This window comes from Deltaproteobacteria bacterium IMCC39524 (assembly GCA_029667085.1).
GTDB lineage: Bacteria > Desulfobacterota > Desulfuromonadia > Desulfuromonadales > BM103 > M0040.
Map to the genome: position 1 here is coordinate 640,153 of JARUHJ010000001.1, position 18,488 is coordinate 658,640.

19 protein-coding genes are annotated in these 18,488 nt (G+C 54.1%); 11 read left to right on the forward strand and 8 right to left on the reverse strand.

The window, feature by feature from the left end; all coding sequences use genetic code 11:
* Window positions 1-98: 98 nt before the first annotated feature.
* A complete protein-coding gene (locus tag P9J64_03025; protein ID MDG5467285.1) occupies window positions 99-650 on the forward strand; it encodes a c-type cytochrome in 552 nt (183 codons plus the stop codon).
* A gap of 56 nt (window positions 651-706) precedes the next feature.
* On the opposite strand, the gene P9J64_03030 is transcribed toward P9J64_03025, so the two are convergent.
* The 3 genes from P9J64_03030 to P9J64_03040 form a co-directional block, all read right to left on the reverse strand.
* On the reverse strand, window positions 707-2,758 hold the full coding sequence (locus tag P9J64_03030) for a HEAT repeat domain-containing protein (GenBank protein ID MDG5467286.1): 2,052 nt from the start codon (window positions 2,756-2,758) through the stop codon (window positions 707-709).
* Between the two features lie 294 nt (window positions 2,759-3,052).
* Entirely contained in the window at window positions 3,053-3,223 is a 171-nt protein-coding gene (locus P9J64_03035) for a hypothetical protein (protein MDG5467287.1), read from the reverse strand.
* Window positions 3,224-3,421: 198 nt separating this feature from the next.
* On the reverse strand, window positions 3,422-4,249 hold the full coding sequence (locus P9J64_03040) for a serine protein kinase RIO (protein MDG5467288.1): 828 nt from the start codon (window positions 4,247-4,249) through the stop codon (window positions 3,422-3,424).
* Window positions 4,250-4,716: 467 nt separating this feature from the next.
* Here P9J64_03040 and P9J64_03045 point away from each other — a divergent pair, with 467 nt between their 5' ends.
* The 4 genes from P9J64_03045 to P9J64_03060 all read left to right on the forward strand — a co-directional run bounded on the left by P9J64_03045 (window position 4,717) and on the right by P9J64_03060 (window position 8,381).
* The gene (locus tag P9J64_03045; GenBank protein ID MDG5467289.1) at window positions 4,717-4,908 is read left to right on the forward strand and encodes a hypothetical protein; all 192 of its coding nucleotides are present in this window, start codon (window positions 4,717-4,719) and stop codon (window positions 4,906-4,908) included.
* A 13-nt stretch (window positions 4,909-4,921) separates the two neighbouring features.
* Window positions 4,922-5,146 (forward strand): hypothetical protein, encoded by a 225-nt coding sequence (locus tag P9J64_03050; GenBank protein MDG5467290.1) that lies wholly within the window; start codon window positions 4,922-4,924, stop codon window positions 5,144-5,146.
* A gap of 93 nt (window positions 5,147-5,239) precedes the next feature.
* Window positions 5,240-5,986, forward strand: a complete 747-nt coding sequence (locus P9J64_03055) for a DUF2270 domain-containing protein (protein ID MDG5467291.1) — start codon at window positions 5,240-5,242, stop codon at window positions 5,984-5,986.
* A gap of 487 nt (window positions 5,987-6,473) precedes the next feature.
* Complete coding sequence (locus tag P9J64_03060) at window positions 6,474-8,381, forward strand: hypothetical protein (GenBank protein MDG5467292.1); 1,908 nt, start codon at window positions 6,474-6,476, stop codon at window positions 8,379-8,381.
* A gap of 134 nt (window positions 8,382-8,515) precedes the next feature.
* Here P9J64_03060 and P9J64_03065 read toward each other — a convergent pair whose 3' ends face one another.
* The gene (locus P9J64_03065; GenBank protein ID MDG5467293.1) at window positions 8,516-9,265 is read right to left on the reverse strand and encodes a nitroreductase family protein; all 750 of its coding nucleotides are present in this window, start codon (window positions 9,263-9,265) and stop codon (window positions 8,516-8,518) included.
* Between P9J64_03065 and P9J64_03070 the strand changes: the two genes are divergently transcribed.
* Complete coding sequence (locus tag P9J64_03070; GenBank protein MDG5467294.1) at window positions 9,155-9,412, forward strand: hypothetical protein; 258 nt, start codon at window positions 9,155-9,157, stop codon at window positions 9,410-9,412. The two genes, P9J64_03065 and P9J64_03070, sit on opposite strands and share 111 nt — an antisense overlap.
* Window positions 9,413-9,435: 23 nt before the next feature.
* Here P9J64_03070 and hemG read toward each other — a convergent pair whose 3' ends face one another.
* Window positions 9,436-9,966: a menaquinone-dependent protoporphyrinogen IX dehydrogenase gene (gene hemG / locus P9J64_03075; protein MDG5467295.1), complete on the reverse strand. Its 531-nt coding sequence runs from the start codon at window positions 9,964-9,966 to the stop codon at window positions 9,436-9,438.
* 190 nt (window positions 9,967-10,156) lie between these two features.
* Window positions 10,157-10,588, reverse strand: a complete 432-nt coding sequence (locus P9J64_03080; protein ID MDG5467296.1) for a universal stress protein — start codon at window positions 10,586-10,588, stop codon at window positions 10,157-10,159.
* Window positions 10,589-10,867: 279 nt separating this feature from the next.
* On the opposite strand from P9J64_03080, the gene P9J64_03085 reads away from it, so the two are divergent.
* From P9J64_03085 to P9J64_03095, 3 genes are all read left to right on the forward strand, one after another.
* A complete protein-coding gene (locus P9J64_03085) occupies window positions 10,868-11,374 on the forward strand; it encodes a VUT family protein (protein ID MDG5467297.1) in 507 nt (168 codons plus the stop codon).
* Window positions 11,375-11,514: 140 nt separating this feature from the next.
* Entirely contained in the window at window positions 11,515-12,675 is a 1,161-nt protein-coding gene (gene pdxB, locus P9J64_03090) for a 4-phosphoerythronate dehydrogenase PdxB (GenBank protein ID MDG5467298.1), read from the forward strand.
* Window positions 12,676-13,029: 354 nt separating this feature from the next.
* The gene (locus P9J64_03095; GenBank protein ID MDG5467299.1) at window positions 13,030-13,566 is read left to right on the forward strand and encodes a hypothetical protein; all 537 of its coding nucleotides are present in this window, start codon (window positions 13,030-13,032) and stop codon (window positions 13,564-13,566) included.
* Window positions 13,567-13,638: 72 nt separating this feature from the next.
* Here the strand turns inward: P9J64_03095 and P9J64_03100 are convergent, their stop codons facing one another.
* Together P9J64_03100 and P9J64_03105 are read right to left on the reverse strand one after the other, a co-directional pair.
* Entirely contained in the window at window positions 13,639-14,061 is a 423-nt protein-coding gene (locus tag P9J64_03100) for a universal stress protein (GenBank protein ID MDG5467300.1), read from the reverse strand.
* Between the two features lie 191 nt (window positions 14,062-14,252).
* On the reverse strand, window positions 14,253-16,094 hold the full coding sequence (locus P9J64_03105) for an ABC transporter ATP-binding protein (GenBank protein ID MDG5467301.1): 1,842 nt from the start codon (window positions 16,092-16,094) through the stop codon (window positions 14,253-14,255).
* Window positions 16,095-16,417: 323 nt separating this feature from the next.
* On the opposite strand from P9J64_03105, the gene P9J64_03110 reads away from it, so the two are divergent.
* Both P9J64_03110 and pncB read left to right on the forward strand, forming a co-directional pair.
* Window positions 16,418-17,065, forward strand: coding sequence for an isochorismatase family protein (locus P9J64_03110; protein ID MDG5467302.1), 648 nt, complete (start codon window positions 16,418-16,420; stop codon window positions 17,063-17,065).
* Between the two features lie 30 nt (window positions 17,066-17,095).
* Window positions 17,096-18,310: a nicotinate phosphoribosyltransferase gene (gene pncB, locus P9J64_03115; protein MDG5467303.1), complete on the forward strand. Its 1,215-nt coding sequence runs from the start codon at window positions 17,096-17,098 to the stop codon at window positions 18,308-18,310.
* Window positions 18,311-18,488: the final 178 nt, after the last annotated feature.

An 18,488-nucleotide genomic window follows, 5' to 3' on the forward strand; every position in this document is an offset into this window, starting at 1 on the left:
TTCTCACACACAGTTCATCCACTTGGGACACATTGCTTACACAGCCCAAAAATCATGAGTTTTGGGATCCCGCTCTCGAGCTGCCAAAGGAGAAGACCATGCGCTATCTATCAATCTTGATTGCATTGACCTTGACAATGTTGTTCACCAGCGCTTGTCAGGATGAGTCTCAAACGGTTGCAAATGAGGCTCCGCCAAAGGTCATGAAAGAGGCCAAGGAGGACGTCGCCTCAGCGGTGGAGACGGCCGAGGAGAAAACCGAAAAAGTGATGGAGCATATCAAAGAAGAATCGCACAAATCTATGGAACATGCCCAGGCAGAAGCCCATAAGGCGATGGACGCGGCTCACGAGAAAATGGATGAAATGCATCACGGCACGACGCCGGCGACCTTCAGCGAGGAGACGCTTGCAACGGGTAAGATGGTTTACGAACAGACCTGCGCCGCCTGCCACGCTACAGGACTCGTCGGTGCGCAGAAGATAGGCGACAAGGAGGCCTGGAGCGCCCATATCGAGCATGGCCTGGACCACATGGTGGAATCGGTCATCAAAGGCAAAGGGGCGATGCCGGCCAAAGGTGGTAATGCCAGTTTGAGCGATGACGAGGTCAAAGCTGCAGTGAGCTACATTTTTGAACAGAGTCGTTAGTCTTCACTTGGAAATCGGGGACACACAAATTGTGTGCCCCCGATTTCCGGTCTTGTTTACGATGAACGGCTCTCGACCCTGGCCATCGCTGCTTCGGCGATGGTGGCCACTTTTCCAGGCTCTTTGCTGCACCTCAGAAGCACACTCTTGCACTTCTCCGTACCCACGTAACCGAGCGACTGTATAGCCCCTTCACGCAGGTGACCGGAGAGTGCTGATTCCTTCCCCCCAAATCCGAAACGTCGCTTCGGGCGAGCGAGATCGAGCAGCGCTTCTTCAACGCCGGACTCTGTAAAGGGCAGCGGCTTCAGCTTGTTGAGGGTACTAACCACCTGCAGGGCCATTGCTTCACCATCGTTCTTGCCATCTTGCAGCAGCTCTGCCAGGCGGCCGATCGTCGCAGGAAGGTTGATACCTGTCACAGCCAGGGCGCCAACGGCACGCTGGCGAACATCGGATTCTTTGTCATCGAGGAGTCCGGCAACCGCACCCTCACCTGCCGGCCCGGAGAGTTTCGCCAAGGCCTGGACCGACTCAATGCGAATATGAGCCTGCGGATGCACCAGGCATCGTTGAAACAGCTTTTCCACCTTGGGTCCGCCCGCACCGATCCTGCTCAGCAGCACCAGCATATTGCGCAAGAAATGCCAGCCTTGCTTCTCCTTGAGAGCCTCAAAGAGAACCGGCACAGCAGCCTGCCCCCTCTCCGCCAGCGCTTCCAGACCGAGTCGCCGCAACGAGCGGTTGTCGTTATCGGCAAGGGAGACCAGGATCTGCAGGCCAGTACGATCGAGGGTGGCAATGGTTAAAAGCATCTCGCCAATACCCTCTCGCCCCTCTTCCTGGGCCCTCAGGGTGATACAGCGACGTAGTCGTTCAACGAGGGGCGGACGGTTACTCACGTCAAAGGTCGGACCGTAGCGGCCGGCGAAAGCCACCACCTGCCGGGCAACGAGATCGTGGCCCTGGCGTATCAGCTCCGGCAACATCTCCAGCAGGAGCCAGAGACGGTTCTCCAGCATCTTCGGTGACTGGATCTGCTCGATCTCTGCGAAGTACTTCTGATGGTTTTCGAGCAGCCGGTTAACAGCCTGCAGTTCAGAGATCTTTTCCCGCAGCTCCGGCGGAATCTCCTCGTAGACGTAGACCTTGCAATTGACCAGCGCATGGAAAAGGGCCGCATCGGCGGCCTCGTCCTCGATCATCGTTTCACCCAGGCGGCGCGTCACCCAGCGGACGTTCTCGACCCTGTCACGTAACACCGTATCGTCATTGTTCTTCTCATACGCGCCCATCAGGTCAGCGAGTTCTTTGACCACAAGGTTACAGACGATTGGCAGAAAGGCTGGGGAAAGATGGTCCAGGATCGTCAAAACCAGTGTGTCGCGGTCGAAATCGTGAAGGGTTTCGACGATCAGGTCGATATTGATCAGCAGATCGCGAATCAGCATCACATCAGAGAGCGGGGCAACAATCTCCTGGAATACCTGCTGCCGCACCCGGCTGATCTCCTCAGCGTCAAAATGACGATAGAGGGGCAGCATGTTCAAGTCGCGCCTGAGCCGTGACAAGGTCGCGACAACCCGCCAGGGGAGCTGACGCCCATGGCCGACCAGGTCATCAAGGAAGACCACCGAAACATTAACGATCTCTTTGGCCACCAGCGCCTTCGACATCCTTTCGCAGGCGTCTACACGGGCGTCTTCGAGCCAGCCGGACTGGGTCATAATGTCGATAAAGGAGTCAAATTCGTAGCGGGTAATGCCGTGCCGCAGCGAGAAGGAAGAAAGGCTCTTGCGCCGGAAAAAGTCGAGCAGCTTGGGCAGGAACATGTCGGCCATGTTGCGCGCCATGACCCTGCGCATCGACAGGTAATCGTGCGCGACGCCACCGACCAGGACTTCCTCTTTTTCTTCTTCGGTATTGGCCAGGAAGGTGATTTCGGGATGGCTGTAAAACATCGAGGTCACAGCCTCATAGAGACCCTCACGCGCTTTATCCGTTTCAGGATGGCCCGGCTGGTAGTAGCCTGACTTCAGGAATGCCTGGATAAGCAGCAAGACCGTTTTGGCAACGTCGCTGCTTATGGGGGGCTGAGAAGAACTCATGGAGGCCTCATGCTTTTGGATGACATGGTTTCAAACCCATGTTGCCATGAAAGCAAAAGATTGCATAGACCCAACCGCAAACAACGGATCTTTTTTTCAATGAATACGTGTTGTTGTCTCAGGATGAGGATGACAGGGGCAGATAAAGGTTGGTGACTTTGGAGGCAGAGATCGGGGACGCACAAAACCTGTGTTCCAGGCTCACAGCAATTCACCGGTTATCCGTTGCTACGACACTGGCAGCTCATTGCTCAATCAAGTGGGCTGTCAGCCAGCCGATCTCTGCAATCATTGTTAATGCAGCTTTTCTCGCAGCTTGATCAGAATCTCTTTGCGCTCCTTGAGAAACACCCGATAATCGTGCGAATCGGTATGGGAGATTTCATCTTGCAGCCTGCCAAGATTCGAGTCCAGAGCATCAGCCAAAACTTTTTCTTCCGTATCACTCAACTCTAATCGCATCATTTTGACCTCCGTTCTTCGGTTGTCACTGCTCTTTGATACTATTTTATCTCAATGCGACCTCAAAGCAATGCAGGTGTGAAGGGAAACTTTGAATAACGAAGGCCACCATCTCAATTGATGGCAGCCTTCGTATTTAGCAAGTTGGGTTGTTCCCTGTCGAGGGCTGACCCCGTTAGTCTCGCGCCTGCTTGCCGCGCATCAAAACCTGGCCATGGCCTCTTCGCGGGCGTCGTCGATCTCCCGCATGATGAGGTCTTCGTCGACCGCTGTCTCGATGGGTTTAAACTGACCGGTTAAGTGCATTCCCGGCTGCAGGTCGCCGGTTTCGTAGAGGTGCCAGATCTCGGCGGCAAAGTCCGTTACGAGGAGTTCAAGCGCGAACTGTCCGAAATAGGTGGCGAGGTTGTCGACGTCCCGCGTGAAGAGCCGCTTGGCGTTGTTGTTGGCGGCGGCGTCGATGACCTGGGGAAGATCGATGATCACCGGCCCGTCGCCGGCAAGCAATATATTGAATTCGGAGAGGTCGCCGTGAATGAGTCCGGCGCAGAGCATGAGCACAACTTGGTCGATCAGCAAATGATGATACTCGCGGGCCAGCGTTTCAGACAGGCCCAGATCGTTGAGACGCGGGGCGACAGCGCCGTCACCATCAACGACCAGCTCCATGATCAGGACCCCTTCAGAAAAGCCATAGGTTGCAGGCACACGCACCCCGGCGGCGGCCAAAGTACGAAGGGCATCCCCCTCGGCGTTTTGCCAGACCTCCTCCTGTTCCTTGCGTCCGAACCGCGAGTGTTTTCCCATGGCGCGACTGCGGCGACTGTTACGAACCTTGCGACCTTCAGTGTATTGGGTCTGCTTGTGAAAACTGCGATGCTGGATCTCTTTGTAAACTTTGGCGCATCGGGTTTCGCGACCACAACGCACAAGGAAAACCTCGGACTCTTTGCCGCTCATCAATTGACCAAGAACCTCGTCGATCAGTCCATCATGAAGCAGGGGTTCTAACCTTTTTGGGACTTTCATTAAATATTCTTCTCTCCGGTTTTGCTACGCAAGAGGCTGTCCAATCAACAGGAGCCGCCTGCGCAACGCATAAATAACGGCCTGAAATCATGCTTATTTCAGGCCGACATATTTGTCTATCATGCTTTTAGTTGGAGCTTTTACAGGCTCACGCCCTTGCTCATAATATCTGACTTCTGCGCCACCCTTAGAAAGCTTGCCCGACACAGAACAATTTACAGAGTAACACGTTTGGCTTTTTGGCGTTTTTAAAGTTCACCCTCAGGAAAGGTGTTCTCTGCCCCGATTCTTGTGAAAAAGGCAAGAAAACAACCTATCAGGCCGAATCAACTCGGGACACGACTTTAGTCGAGCCCCTCAGGTGAAATTTTGCGAGACACGCTGTTGCCCGTAAATGTTGTATAATTTAATCAAAGTTCTGGCAACCAGTTCATTGGGTGTCCGACAGGCTGCATGGAGGTGATTTTATGTACACCAACAAACTGCGTGGTTCATGGGACCAGGCCAAAGGTTTCAGTCGGGAGCTCTGGGGTGAGATTACCGGTGATTATCATGTCTTCTCCGATGGATTGCGAGAGCGCATGATCGGTAGGCTGGAAAGCCGCTGCGACATGCCCCACGACGCTGCTGAAAAACACATCGACCAGCTGATCCAGTAGGGAGCAAGCCGTCATGACGGGCGTCGTACAGGTCGAATGTTACGCGGGCTATCGCGGCGAGGAGACTCCACGGCGCTTTCACCTCGATCAACAATGCATCGAGATCGTAGAAGTGCTCGATCGATGGCTGGCACCGGACCATCGCTACTTCAAGGTTTTAGACGAAGACGGACATGAGTATATTCTACGTCATGATGCAGAGACCCATCATTGGGAGCTGACTAACACAATAGATTGAAATTGATGACAGTGACCTCTTTTCTTTGTACAAAAGGTTAATGGGGTCACTGTCACCGATTTATCCGCAGCAAAGCGCACCGGGGGAACCACCATGGCTGACACAGATGAAACAATGAAGAATGATTTGCCGAACGGGTTTGTCGAAGAAATAGAAAAAAATTCGTCTCTCCGGTTTCCAGTGCAAACGAAGGACGACATCGCCACCCTCGCCCACTACTACCGTGGGGAAATGGCGCGCATGATGAGCTGGCGAGATCGGCTCGACCGCACCACCAACTGGGCGATTGGCGCCGTGGCCGCCATGCTCTCTATTTCCCTGGCCACGGCCAGCGCCCACCACGTCGTTCTTATCTTCTCAATGGTCATGGTCTTCCTTCTCCTGCAGATCGAGTCGCGACGCTATCGCTTTTTCCACCTGTTTCGAACCCGTGTACGCCTGTTGGAACGCAACTACTACAGTCAGTTTTTCGACCCGGAGAAGTCTCCCGAGACTCTCGACTGGTCCGCTCAACTTTCAGAAACCTTGCGGAATCCAAGGTTCACGATCGGTCGACGCCAGGCCATGGCGCGCCGCCTGACCAGGAACTACGTCTGGATTTTCCTGATTCTGCTGGCGGCGTGGCTGCTGAAGACCACCACAGCTGTGCTGCAAGCCCGCACAGGCGAAGCGGAGTTTATCCACTCGATCGATGAGTTCCTGCACAATACAGCGATCGGCTACATCCCGGGAGCAGTCGTCCTTGCGGCCGTGTTGTTCTTCTATGGCTGGTTGTTCTACATCATGATCCGGCATCGGACGAACGAAGGAGAGTTGACCTTCGGCGAGGTGCATGTCTGATCAGCGGCACTCAAAAGGGACACTCACTTTCGAGTGTCCCCGGCTCCCTTACGCCAAGGAATCTTTCTGGCTTGAATTCGGTGATACTTTACCAAGGTGTCACCGAATTCTTATTTTGAGTATCCCTTCTGAACCTCATCAACCTTAAGTTACAAACCTCCATTCAAATGATGTGTTGAATAAAAATCCAACTTAACGCCAATTTACGATTCGTGCGATTAAGAGATAATGGAGTCTTTGATACATTCTATCAGTTTCATAAACAGGCTTTACCTTTACATGCCGTCACTTCAGGCATGGGCCTTGTCTTCCAGTATCCCCACGCACACCAGTTGTCATTAACCAGAAACAAAACGTAGAGGAGGCGCCTATAAATCTCCAGGTATGTTGTTATCCACCGCTTGCACATCAAGAAGGCCCTCAGCGGGAGAGACTTAAAAGATAGGACTGCAACAATTACACATTGGGTTTATTGGAAGGAGTAGAAATGATGACTTTCAAGCGCGAAAAGAATCGAAGAAGAGTTTATATAATGATCAACAGCTTCATGTTCTCTGCCCTGGCGGTGATGGCAATCTGGGTGCCGAGCGCGATGGCCAACGCAACCTTTGAGGGCTGTGCGTCTTGTCACACGTCGATCGCCAACGAAGGCCCCGGGCACAGCGCACATTCCTCAGGCCTTGCGTGCGATCTCTGCCATGTCAACGACATCCTTAACAATCCTCCAATAGGTGTCAACTGCACCCAATGTCACGGCCGTGTTCAAGATGCCGGTGGCGACACCCTCTCTGCGGGAGAGGGGCGCGGGCTGCGATTGCACCATCAGAACGCAGGGGTCACCTGTTCTCCGTGCCACTCTGATTCTGGTGCCGGGGCCCCTGCTGGCGTGGCTGAAAACATTCTACCCGCCTTTTACCCGGGGCCCAGCAATCTCAACCCCTGTGATGGCTCCGAAGAAAACTTTCCATCGAATAGCGTCAGCCTCGACAACGATGGCGATCTTCTCACCGATGGGGCAGATCCGGACTGCGCGCCGCCCACAGAAATCTGCACGGACGGCATCGATAATGATAACGATGGCGATGTCGACTGCGCCGATACCGATTGCAGTGTCGATCCTGCCTGCCAGCCGGAAGCCAACTGCAGCGACACCATAGACAACGACAACGACGGGGCGATTGACTGTGCTGATACAGACTGCAGCGCCGACCCTGCCTGTCTGCCGGAAGCCGATTGCAACGACGGCGTGGATAACGACAGCGATGGCTTGACCGACTGTGATGACCAGGACTGCGCGAGCGATCCGGCCTGCCAGGCACCGTCGATGGAGATGGAGTGCGCCGATGGTGTAGATAATGACAACGACAACATGATTGACTGTGCCGATCCGGACTGTGCTGATGATCCGGCCTGTCAGCCGGTCTCAGAAGACTGTAACGACGGTATCGATAATGACGGCGACGGCATGATCGACTGTGATGATTCAGACTGTGCCGAAGCGGCCAACTGTCAGCCACCCACCATTGAGAATTGTACCGACGGCGTGGATAACGACGGCGACGGCATGATCGACTGTGATGACCAGGACTGTGCTGATGACCCCACCTGTCAGCAACCGGTGATAGAAGACTGTGACGACGGTGTGGACAACGACAACGACGGCTTCATTGACTGCGCAGATCCGGACTGCAGCTCAGACCCGGCCTGTGAAACAGCTGAGACTTGTCCCTCGTTCAACCCGCCGGCAAACCACAGCGAGCGCAAGGAGGCCGACGGCTGTGAAGCCTTTCATGCCCCCGGTTACGAGCAGCCCTACAGCAACAGTTGCACCTCATGTCACGGCAGCTTGTTGACCGGCCCCGACTCCGGTGGTTCCGCCCCGTCCTGCTACACCTGTCATGGCGAGGTATGGGATGAGATGCCCCCCGACAACGGCGGTGAACCAGTTGACCATACAGTCAAGAGGGGAAGTGCCTTTCACAAAACCGGCCATAAATACCCCTTTATCAACGACTGCACCAGCTGTCACGGCGAAGACCTCATGGGCGGCACCGGTCCCTCGTGCTACACCTGCCATAAGATGAAGTGGAAAGACGAAGGCCGCTTCGATGCGCCCGCCGATCACACCGTCAAGAGAGGCGACAATTACCATAAAACTGGCATTAAATACCCTTACGACAAGGGCTGCAACGATTGTCACGGCAGCGAGTTGACCGGTGAGGCGTCCGGTGGGTCTGCGCCGTCCTGTTTCTTATGTCACAAACAGAAATGGAAAGACGACAGCAATAAAAAACACAAGTCCTATCGAGGGCATGATGGCGACGATGACGATGATCGTAGGGGGTTCTCAAATGGGTTTAAGGGAAAGTCTTCACGAGGTCATTATGATGACTAACCACGGGCACTGAAGCCCTGACCAGCGAAGACCTTATCTCATCAGATACGAGGAGGACTCTGAGATCGGGGACACTTAAAAGGGACACTTGAAAACAAGTGTCCCCAGTTCAATGTGCCTCCGACCTTGGCGATTCAACGCCAGGTAATCGACGGTGTTTTCCGCTCGGGCATTCGATGATATCGAAACTTCGGGTAACCGAGCATCATCGCGCCGTAGCACTGGTGCCATTCCTGCAAGCCCAGCGCCTGCTGCATCGGCGGGAAGGTACTGGCAGCTGTGTTGAAGTAGCCCGCCCAGCAGCCACCGAGCTCCATAGCGGTTGCGGCCAGCTCCAGGGTGGTCAAAGCGATCGTACAGCTGGACTGGGCCATAGGATCTTCCTTGGCGGCGTGGGCCACCACAAGCACCGGAGCGCCACGCAAAACGACGTCGTCGCCCTCTTCCAGCCTCGCCAGAGCTTTATCCATATGAAACGACAAAGCGAACTCTTTCATATTCGCCAGCATCCAGCGCATCCACTGGCCAACGATCTGCACCAGCTTGTCTAAATCCTCACGATCGCTCAGCACCAGCCATTCGACACTCTGGGTGTTGTGTCCGGTCGGCGCATAGCGCGCCAGCTCGATGAGCTCTTGCAGAGTCTCCCGGGGCACGGCTTTATCGCGGTAGTTGCGGATCGAGCGCCGGCTTCTGAGAAACTGCTCGCACTGTTCAGGGTTCAAAAACAGCTCGGGTTGAATCTTCGGGCAGTTGGCCAGGGGTATCTCGGCATGAAGCAAGCTGCTGGACGGGCAAATCGCAACACAGTGCCCGCAACGGATGCACAGTTCTTCCGCCTCGGCAATCGGGGTGGGATATGCGCCCGGGGAGAAGTTGATCAGTTTGGCCGGGCAGACAGCACTGCAGAGGCCATCCTGGCTGCAGGTCTGCTGGTTCGCTTCGATGAAAGTCATAGTTTCCTCCTGGAAATTTCAATCGGCATAGACAACAGGCAACGGGGACACAGGATTAAGGTGTCCCCGATCTAACAGTTATAAACCCATACCTCTAATCAACCCTGCATATTGTGGATCCGGTCTCCGAAAGCCTCAACCTGGTCCCAATCGGTATAATCCACCACAGTATCGGGCGCGGTCGGACCTTTGGTCATCCACATGATCAAACGTATCATCTGACGGTCAAGGTAGCGACACCCTGGATAATCAAGGTTGCCACCAAAGACCTCCAGATGTTTCGGCTGCCACGCAATCTGGCCGAGAAACTTCTTTAAATATGGATTAGTATCAGGCTGGTTTTTCTCAGGTTTTCGAGCAACAACATTGACCGAGAAAAAAGCGTTCGGTTTCCTGTCAAGATGCTGTTGGTTCTTTTTGACAAAGTCGTAGATCAACTTACTATGTTTCCCATAGCGGACACTCGCCCCAACAACGATCTTGTCGAAGGGCGTCAAATCCGGATGCGGTTCATCAATCTGCAGCAACTGCACCTGGCTGCCCTGCTCTTCGATTACCTGCTGCAGTCGCTCGCAGATTTTCCGTGTGTGACCATCGGTGCTTGCGTAAACAATCAGAATATTATTCATAGGGTTTCCGTATTGGTTGGGTCGACATGACCAGAGGGCATCATACCAGATCTAAGCTTATGCGGGTGGCTTTGATAGAATTCGGTGATACATTACGAACGTGCCACCGATTTATGGGGAGACACAATTTCCCTGTCACCGAGGCGTGTCCTTGCATCGCTCGACACGGTTCACAACAGGGCCTGCCCATTTAAGGCACAATAAGAACCATGCGATCCATGACTTGAAGTACCTTGTGACTGACGCTGCCAAGAGCCATGCCCGCGATATTCGAAAGACCCCTTGTGCCCATAACGATGAGCTCGCACTTCTGGTTACTCGCCGCCTCGGTAATGGCCTGAGCAGGGTCACCTTCGAGAATCAACACCTCGTGGTCAATCCCCTTGTCCTCAAGCATCACCTGCAGCGGTGCCGTTGCCTGCTCGGCGGCGTGCATATAATGATTGAAAAGGTTTTGATAAAAAGGTTCACCGAGGACATCTGGAACCTTCTGGCGTATGTGCACAAGGATTATCTTTGCATGAAAAAGCCCCGCTATCTCTGCGGCTCTTTCCACAACCTTGATGGAGCGTTGAGACTCGTCTACAGCCACTAAAATTCGCTTGACCCTTTTGCTTTCCATACTCACCTCACATCTCACTGATCAAGGAAAAAGAGGACATCGCTTCACTGCTACAAACGGTTTCGACCGCGTTGATCAATTAGATTATACCAGCTTAGTTTGGCTTGGTGAGTTTTCCCTAAGGATTTAAGGGGGAAATCTTTGACTATTGGGGACACTTAAAAAGGACACTCTATTCTGAATGCCCTTAGCTCCCCACTTGCTCTCAAAGGAACGCATAGAATATCATGACCTTTATCGTCATGATTCACACAAAAACAGTAAGTTTGCGAGGTTTCGATGTTTGAAGTACTTTTTTACCTGGGATCCATAGTCGTTGCCAATCTGCTGGTCATGAATTTTGGTATTATTCAGGTGGCGGGACTTTCTTTTCCCGCCGGGGCAGTGGCGGTCGGTTTCACTTTCACAGCAAGAGACCTTGTTCAGAGAAGATTCGGGAAATGGGGCTGCTGGATTTGGATGTTCGTCGCATCCTGGATCTCCGCAGTCTTTTCTCCCACCCTGGCCCTGGCGAGCCTGGGTGCTTTTGTTGTTGCAGAAGGATTGGATTGGGCTGTCTTTACAGCATCCCCCCTTTCTTTTCGAGGGCGCGCCATCGTCAGTAACATTGTTGGAACCCCCCTGGACTCCGTCGTCTTCGTTTACTTGGCTTTCGGGCCGATCTGGGATGCGATGTGGGGACAGACAATCATTAAACTGGCAAGCAGCCTTTTAATTGTCTTCATGATAAGGAACGTACAGGAGACAGGTTTGAAATCAACGGGGCTTAAAGGCGGGGTTGCATAGCACCTCTCAATCAATACCGACACCAAACAGACACTCAGTCAGGAATTCGGGATTTTAAGTTTGACAGGTTTTGTTGTCGGGTCGAAGGAAAGAGCAGACAATGCTGTTGAATCATTCAGCCGCGACGGGGGAACCGGGCGATGTCGACGCAAACCACGAAAAGCAACTCACGATCACTCGTTATTGTTGATGACAAGATCCCCTATATCAAAGGCGCCCTCGAACCCTTCGCGGAGGTGATCTACCTGCCGGGAGAAGAGTTGACAGCGGCAATCGTCAGGGATGCCGACGCCCTCATAACCAGAACCCGAACCCTCTGCAGCGCGGAGCTGCTTGAAGGCTCTTCGGTAAAATTCATCGCCTCGGCAACCATAGGGTTTGATCATATTGATACAGCCTACTGCAGACGACAGGGTATTGCCTGGGCCAATGCTCCGGGGTGCAATGCCGGGAGCGTCAACCAGTACCTTGCCTCGGCATTGTTGACCTACGCGTGCAAAAAGAGAATCAAGCTTCGCGATCTCACCGTCGGCATTGTCGGTGTTGGAAATGTGGGCAGAAAAACAGCAGACTTGTGCCACGCCATTGGCATGCAGGTTCTGCTTAACGATCCGCCCAGGCAAAGAGCGGAAGGCAGCGGCAATTTTACCAGTCTTGCCCGAATCCGGGAGCAAGCCGATATCATCACCTTCCACGTCCCCTTGCAGTCCGCAGGAGAGTTTGCCACCCATCACATGGTTGACGACAGCTTTTTAAAAGACCTGGAGAAAAGCCCCCTGCTGGTCAATACCTGTCGGGGAGAGGTCTTTGACAGCGGCGCAGTAAAAAACGCACGGGACTCCAGCTTTATCTCGGGCCTGATCATCGATTGCTGGGAAAACGAACCTGAGATCGACCTGGAACTGCTTGAAAAAGCAGATTTGGGCACGGCCCATATCGCCGGTTATTCCAGGGACGGCAAAGCCATTGGCACAATGATGAGCATCCGTGCGGTCAGCCGCTTTTTCAAGCTCGGCATCGATGACTGGCAACCGACGGAGGTTGAGTTGCCGGAGCAAACGCTCATTCAACTCGACGGTCACAAAAAAGACGAAGAAAGTGTCCTGGCAGAAGCGGTGTTGGCAACCTATGACATCCTTGCGGATGATAAAAGGCTCCGGGCTGCTGCACCCGGGTCTTTTGAACGCCTCAGAGGTGAGTACCCGGTCAGAAGGGAATTCCACAACTACCGAATTGAAGCCAGGAATGTCCATAAAAGTACGGTATCGGCTTTAAAAAGGATGGGGTTTCAACTCCCATAGTTGCGGAAACTGGCTCCTTTGGCTTTTTAAAAGGTGTCTGTCCCCATTCCGTTAAGATGGTGTATAATAGAAGTGTGGAGTCAACGGTTGGTTTGTTGACCGCACAAAGGAGGCGCCTATCGAAACAGACTCTGATTATTGGGTAGTTTGCACCAGACGTGGGCAATCCGAGATTGCCTGCTAAGCCCGTGATAAGGGCGCGAAGAGAATCCATTAAGAAGGCCCGGCGACAAGTGCGGGCCTTCCACTGTTTAGGCGCTTGGGGTCACTCAAAAGGTGCTCTCTTTATTCTCTGTCCCCAGCGACCACTGTGTATACTGGCCCAGTTTTGAAACCATCCTCGAGGAGACAGACGTGTCATCATTCCGCCCCACCCTCATCTCTCTGTTCATGGTCCTTTGCCTGCTGGTTAACATGGGCCATGCCACTGATTTGCAACAGGCCCGGTCAACCATGGATCGTTACCTGACCGAGCAGAGCCATTGGCAAGACAACCTGGCCGCGTTGCTGATTAAAAACAAGCCGCAATTCACTGCGACCGCCAATGCCCAGCGCGACCACCAGCACGCCTTGATCGCACTTAAGCGTGCCCGCTTCAACTATCTCATCGCCCATCACCCAGAGCGCCTTGATACCGGTGAGCTTGGACGTTTCTCCAACTTCACCTGGACCGAAGCCGACACAGAATCTGCCAAGACGAGTGATGCAGGCTACAAAGCGCTTGAAGAGCAGGTTGCTCGCAGCCGGGCTATCAACGACGAGCAGCCGGACTGGGAGGCCTTTCGGCAGTACTTCCGCACCGAGGTTGCACCGTCTGAAGAGTTTAAGCTGGAGTTATCGCGTTTTCAGGCGGAGCTGGAGGAGATCAAGCGGGATGGAGGAATGAAATAAAACGTAAAAGGGAATCGCGGACACTTAAAAGGGACACTCAAAATTGAGGGTCCCAGATGCTGTACCTATCCCCTAGGGCACAATCAGTACCATGCACTTGGCTGAGTGCAACACCTTGGTGCTGACACTCCCCAAAGTTAAGCCCAGGATGTTCGACAAACCTCTTGATCCCATCACGATCAGATCGCTTTTCATAACGCGCGCCGTTTCGATGATCATTTCTGCAGGGTCGCCTTCGAGGATCAACACTTCAAAATCAACCCCACTCTTCTCAAGATGCGTTTTGTGATGAGCAACCGCATGTTCTGCGTTCTCTAAGTACTTGTTGAGAACTTCTTGGTAGTAAGGCTGACCAAGCTCCAGAACCTTGGGATGGACATACACCAGAAAAATCTTCGCCTGAAAAGAGTCTGCCATCGCAATGGCCCTCTCGGCAACCAGGTCCGAGTGACTCGATTCATCCACGGCCAATAGAATCCGCTCGATTACTTTCATGTTCACCCCCGCACAGCTGTCGTCGTTTTAAAGCGCTCTCATCCTACCTGAACTAGTAACGTACGACGCAGTTTTGTCAACTTCATCGAGGATAAACGTTTGAAGAGACAGTTAGATAGCCGGATTCAAAAACTCTTCAAATGTATTTTTGGGGATACTCAAAAGGGACACTCAATTTTGAGTGTCCCCGGCTAGCGATACCCCTGAGCCTGTAGCGAAAAAAGATAAGCGTACTGGCCTCCCAGCTCCATCAACTGTTCGTGGCTGCCCTGTTCGATGATGCGGCCCTTATCGATGACGACGATCTGGTCAGCCATACGCACGGTTGAGAAACGATGGGAAATCAGAACCGTCATCTTGCCTCGGCTTAACTCACGAAAATGCTCAAAGATGGCCGCCTCAGCGGCTGCATCCATCGTGGCGGTCGGTTCGTCGAGCACCAGCAGGTCTGCCTTGGTGCGCATAAAGGCGCGGGCCAGAGCAATCTTCTGCCACTGTCCGCCGGAGAGCTCGCGTCCGTCTTTGAACCATTTACCGAGTTGGGTATCATATTGTTGCGGCAGCTTCTCTATGAACTCACTCGCCATCCCCATCTCAGCGGCTTTATGCCAGCGTTGACGATCTTCGAAGTGGCTCATATCGCCGGCGCCGATATTTTCCCCGACCAGAAACTGGTAACGGCCAAAATCTTGAAATATGACCCCGATCCGCTGCCGCAAAGAATCAGCATCCCATAACTGTAAATCGAGACCGTCGAGCAGGATGCGTCCGGCATCAGGTTGATAGAGGCGGGTCAGCAACTTGATCAGGGTGGTTTTTCCGGAACCGTTTTCGCCGACCAGGGCCAGGCTGTCTCCCGGCTTAAGATGCAGACAGACCTGACGCAAGGCCGGTTCTTCGCTCCCTGGATAGGAGAAGCTGACATCTTCAAAACGCACGCCGTCACCCGGCTGCGGGCCCTGCTGTAACTTGCCTGCCACTATTGGCGTCGGTTGCTCCAGGTACTCGTACAAGTTCGATAAGTAGAGGTTGTCTTCGTACATACCACTGATCGCCGAAAGACTGGCCGAAACGGCCGATTGCCCCTGTTTGAAAAGCAGCAGGTACATCGTCATCTGCCCCAGACTGATCATGCCCTTGATGGCCGCAAGGGCAATCCAGGCGTAAGCGCTATAAAAGGCGGCAGTCCCGATCAGTCCAAGGACGAATCCCCAGCTATCGCGGCGCAGCGTCAGTTTGCGATCCTCGGCAAACAGCTTCGTAAAGATCGCTCGATATCGTTCCAGCAACTTTGGTCCCAAACGGAACAGCTTGACCTCTTTGGCGTAATCCTCCCGGGCCAGCACTGTCTCCAGATACATCTGCATCCGCGTCTCTGGCGAACGCCAACGGAACAGGCGAAACTTGTCACCGGAGAATTTAGCCTCGGCGATAAATTCAGGGATGCCGCCAGCCACCAGGATCAGAACCGCCCATGGTGAGAATTGCACCAGAAGGATGGCGTAACTGGTCAGTGATATTGCATTCTGCACCAGGCCAAAGGTTCGCGTTACCAGGCTTAAGGGCCTGGTCGAGGCCTCTCGCCGGGCACGGGTCAGCTTGTCATAGAATTCCGAATCTTCGAAATTTGCCAGTTTGAGGGTTAAGGCTTTTTCCAGAATCATCAGATTGATACGCTGCCCCATCAGCGCACGCAGCAGCGCCTGGCACGTCGAGATGCCACGTTGCGCACCGGCAATCAAAGCCACCAGACCTGCTTCAGCAGCAACAAACAGGAGCACAAAGGTGGTATCGGCACTGCCGCTCTGTTGCTGCTGACCCATCGCAGTAACCACACCATCGACGATCAGCTGGCCAACCCAGGCCACGGCGGCGGGCAACACCCCGGCCACCAGCGTTAAGGAAGCAAAGACCAGGGCCAGCCTTGAGCTCGTCGACCAGACCAGTTCAAGGGCGCGACGGCTGTAAATAAAAACGTCAAACAAACTCTTGGGCGGCGGGTTGTTGTCTGTGGCCAGGGGTGGGTATTTCAAGTCAGATCCTGTCGATTTCAGAGAAGCACAGCAAACTATACCGAGTATGCCTTGCAATTATTAGGCAGCAGACATAATCAAAGGCGGTGCCTTATCCAATGAAGCCGTGCACTTAATGCTCCTAACCGCTGCCGATGGCGGCTGCAACGCCTGGCCAGAAGCGGAGACACTCAAATAAAATATTCTATCTTGAGTGTTCCCAATCTCATAGAAAAACACGCTGTCAGTATACTCATTTCATTATCGTGTGTTTAAATGAGAAGGTGGCCAACCAGCACGCTGAGCCACCGGGTTTGAACAGATCGCTACGGAAGGGAAAGTCGATGTTTGTTGAAAAAGAGAAAACCGCCAGTTTCGACGTCGACCCGCAACGCGGTTTCACGCCTTTATGCCCGAAGGAACTGCCGATCGCCGGGGGTGATGAGATCGCCGGTGAGCTTAACGAGCAGGCGAACTACGCCAGCTGCCGGCTGGTCAGCAAAGACCAACACCCCGTCGAAGCTCTCTGGGTGACCGATGACCCGAACCAGGTGCTGACCCCGGTTGAAGGAGATTATCCGAACCTTGATGTCAAGTGGCCAGCCCACTGCGTAGCCGGCACCGAGGGCAACAGGCTGATCCCCGGCCTGCCCGATGAAGACGCCTATGACTTGGTGGTGCATAAGGGTATTGATCCGGAGAAGCACCCCTACGGGGCCTGCTACCACGACCTGGCCAGCAGTGAGTCGACCGGGGTGATCGAGTGGCTGCAGCAACGGAACATTGAGACAGTGATCGTTGGCGGCCTGGCCACCGATTACTGCATGAAGACCACGGCGCTACAGCTTAAAGCCGCCGGATTCAAGGTCATCGTCAACCTCGGCGCTTGTCGCAGCGTCAACCCGGCGACTCTCGATGCAGACCAGGCAGAGATGCGCCGCGCCGGGATCGACATCATCCAGAGCGCAAGCGAACTGCAGTCCTCACCCTGATCTCTCTCGCCGATGCCCCCGGAGGCCCTAGTGCCACAAGAGCCACTCATCACTTCGCTGCTCGACACCGACCTGTACAAGTTGACGATGATGCAAGCGTTCTACCACGCTCCCGAATTCTCCGGGGTTGAGGCCGAGTGGAAATTCAACTGCCGCAACCGGACCGGCAACGGCACCGACCTGACCCGGATCCTCCCTGAGATCGTGAGACAGCTCGACCTGGTCTGCACACTCCGCTTCGAGGAAGACGAACTCGCCTATCTCGCCACCCTGCCGTTTTTCAAAAAAGACTTCCTGGACTACCTGCGCACTTTCCAGCTTGAGCGAAAACACATCTTTGCCCGGCCGCTCGCAGACGGCGACATCGACCTGCGCTTCCGCGGGCCGATCGTGGCCATCTGTCTCTTTGAGATCCATGCCCTGGCAATCATCAGCGAGCTCAACACCTTTCAACTCGAGTCCGGTTTCGATACGAACCTTGCTCGCCAGCGACTGGCAAACAAACTCCGCATGCTGACTGATCACAGTGTCCTGGCCGGAGTCAGGATCGCCGACTTTTCAACACGGCGACGGGCCTCGAAAGCCTGGCAGTACGAGATGGTCGAGATCTTCCGTGGTACGGCTCGGCAACACCTCGCCGGCACCAGCAACCTCTACCTGGCCTGGAAACTTGAGCTCACGCCCATCGGCACCATGGCCCACGAGTGGCTGCAAGCCTGGCAGGGCGTGGTCGCTCTTGCCGAAGCGCAGCGGGCCGCCTTGAATGGCTGGGTCCGCGAGTACCACGGCTCCCTCGGTATCGCCCTGACCGACAACTACAGCATGGACGCCTTCTGCCGCGACTTTTCCCCGGCCCTGGCCCGGTCCTTCAGCGGTTTGCGCCACGACAGCGGCGACCCCTTCAACTGGGGAGAACAGGCGATCGAACTCTACAGCCGTAGCGGTATCGATCCTTTGTCCCGCACCCTGATCTTCAGCGACAGCCTTGATTTTCCGCGCATGATCAAGATCTACGAGCATTTCCGTGGCCGGGTCCAGATGTCCTTCGGTATCGGCACCAACCTCGGCAATGATGTCGGCATAAAGGCGCTGAATATCATCATCAAGCTCGTTCGCGTCAATGGTCAGCCGGTGGCGAAGGTCTCCGATGAACCGGGGAAGAGCATGTGTGAGGATGAGAATTATTTACGCGAGGTGGCAAAGGCCTACGGAATCACGCTTTCAGGGGCAGTTGGAGGAGATTAAGCGAAATGGTGTGATCAAATAAAACGTCAACCGGCATCTGGGACACTCAATTTTGAGTGTCCCTTTTAAGTGTCCCCGGCTCTGGGGCGGCTGACGTCGCCATGATTCATAAAAAGCCCCTTAAGGCCTCCCCCACTCTACGTTATTCACAGGGATATGCAGGATAGGCAGGATAAAA

Coding starts and splice junctions, on each gene's coding strand:
- P9J64_03060 (MDG5467292.1), top strand. CDS start 6,474: ATGATGACTTTCAAGCGCGAAAAGAATCGAAGAAGAGTTTATATAATG.
- P9J64_03080 (MDG5467296.1), bottom strand. CDS start 10,588: ATGGAAAGCAAAAGGGTCAAGCGAATTTTAGTGGCTGTAGACGAGTCT.
- P9J64_03055 (MDG5467291.1), top strand. CDS start 5,240: ATGGCTGACACAGATGAAACAATGAAGAATGATTTGCCGAACGGGTTT.
- P9J64_03100 (MDG5467300.1), bottom strand. CDS start 14,061: ATGAAAGTAATCGAGCGGATTCTATTGGCCGTGGATGAATCGAGTCAC.
- P9J64_03045 (MDG5467289.1), top strand. CDS start 4,717: ATGTACACCAACAAACTGCGTGGTTCATGGGACCAGGCCAAAGGTTTC.
- P9J64_03025 (MDG5467285.1), top strand. CDS start 99: ATGCGCTATCTATCAATCTTGATTGCATTGACCTTGACAATGTTGTTC.
- P9J64_03085 (MDG5467297.1), top strand. CDS start 10,868: ATGTTTGAAGTACTTTTTTACCTGGGATCCATAGTCGTTGCCAATCTG.
- P9J64_03110 (MDG5467302.1), top strand. CDS start 16,418: ATGTTTGTTGAAAAAGAGAAAACCGCCAGTTTCGACGTCGACCCGCAA.
- P9J64_03050 (MDG5467290.1), top strand. CDS start 4,922: ATGACGGGCGTCGTACAGGTCGAATGTTACGCGGGCTATCGCGGCGAG.
- pdxB (MDG5467298.1), top strand. CDS start 11,515: ATGTCGACGCAAACCACGAAAAGCAACTCACGATCACTCGTTATTGTT.
- hemG (MDG5467295.1), bottom strand. CDS start 9,966: ATGAATAATATTCTGATTGTTTACGCAAGCACCGATGGTCACACACGG.
- P9J64_03040 (MDG5467288.1), bottom strand. CDS start 4,249: ATGAAAGTCCCAAAAAGGTTAGAACCCCTGCTTCATGATGGACTGATC.
- P9J64_03030 (MDG5467286.1), bottom strand. CDS start 2,758: ATGAGTTCTTCTCAGCCCCCCATAAGCAGCGACGTTGCCAAAACGGTC.
- P9J64_03070 (MDG5467294.1), top strand. CDS start 9,155: ATGAAGCAAGCTGCTGGACGGGCAAATCGCAACACAGTGCCCGCAACG.
- P9J64_03035 (MDG5467287.1), bottom strand. CDS start 3,223: ATGATGCGATTAGAGTTGAGTGATACGGAAGAAAAAGTTTTGGCTGAT.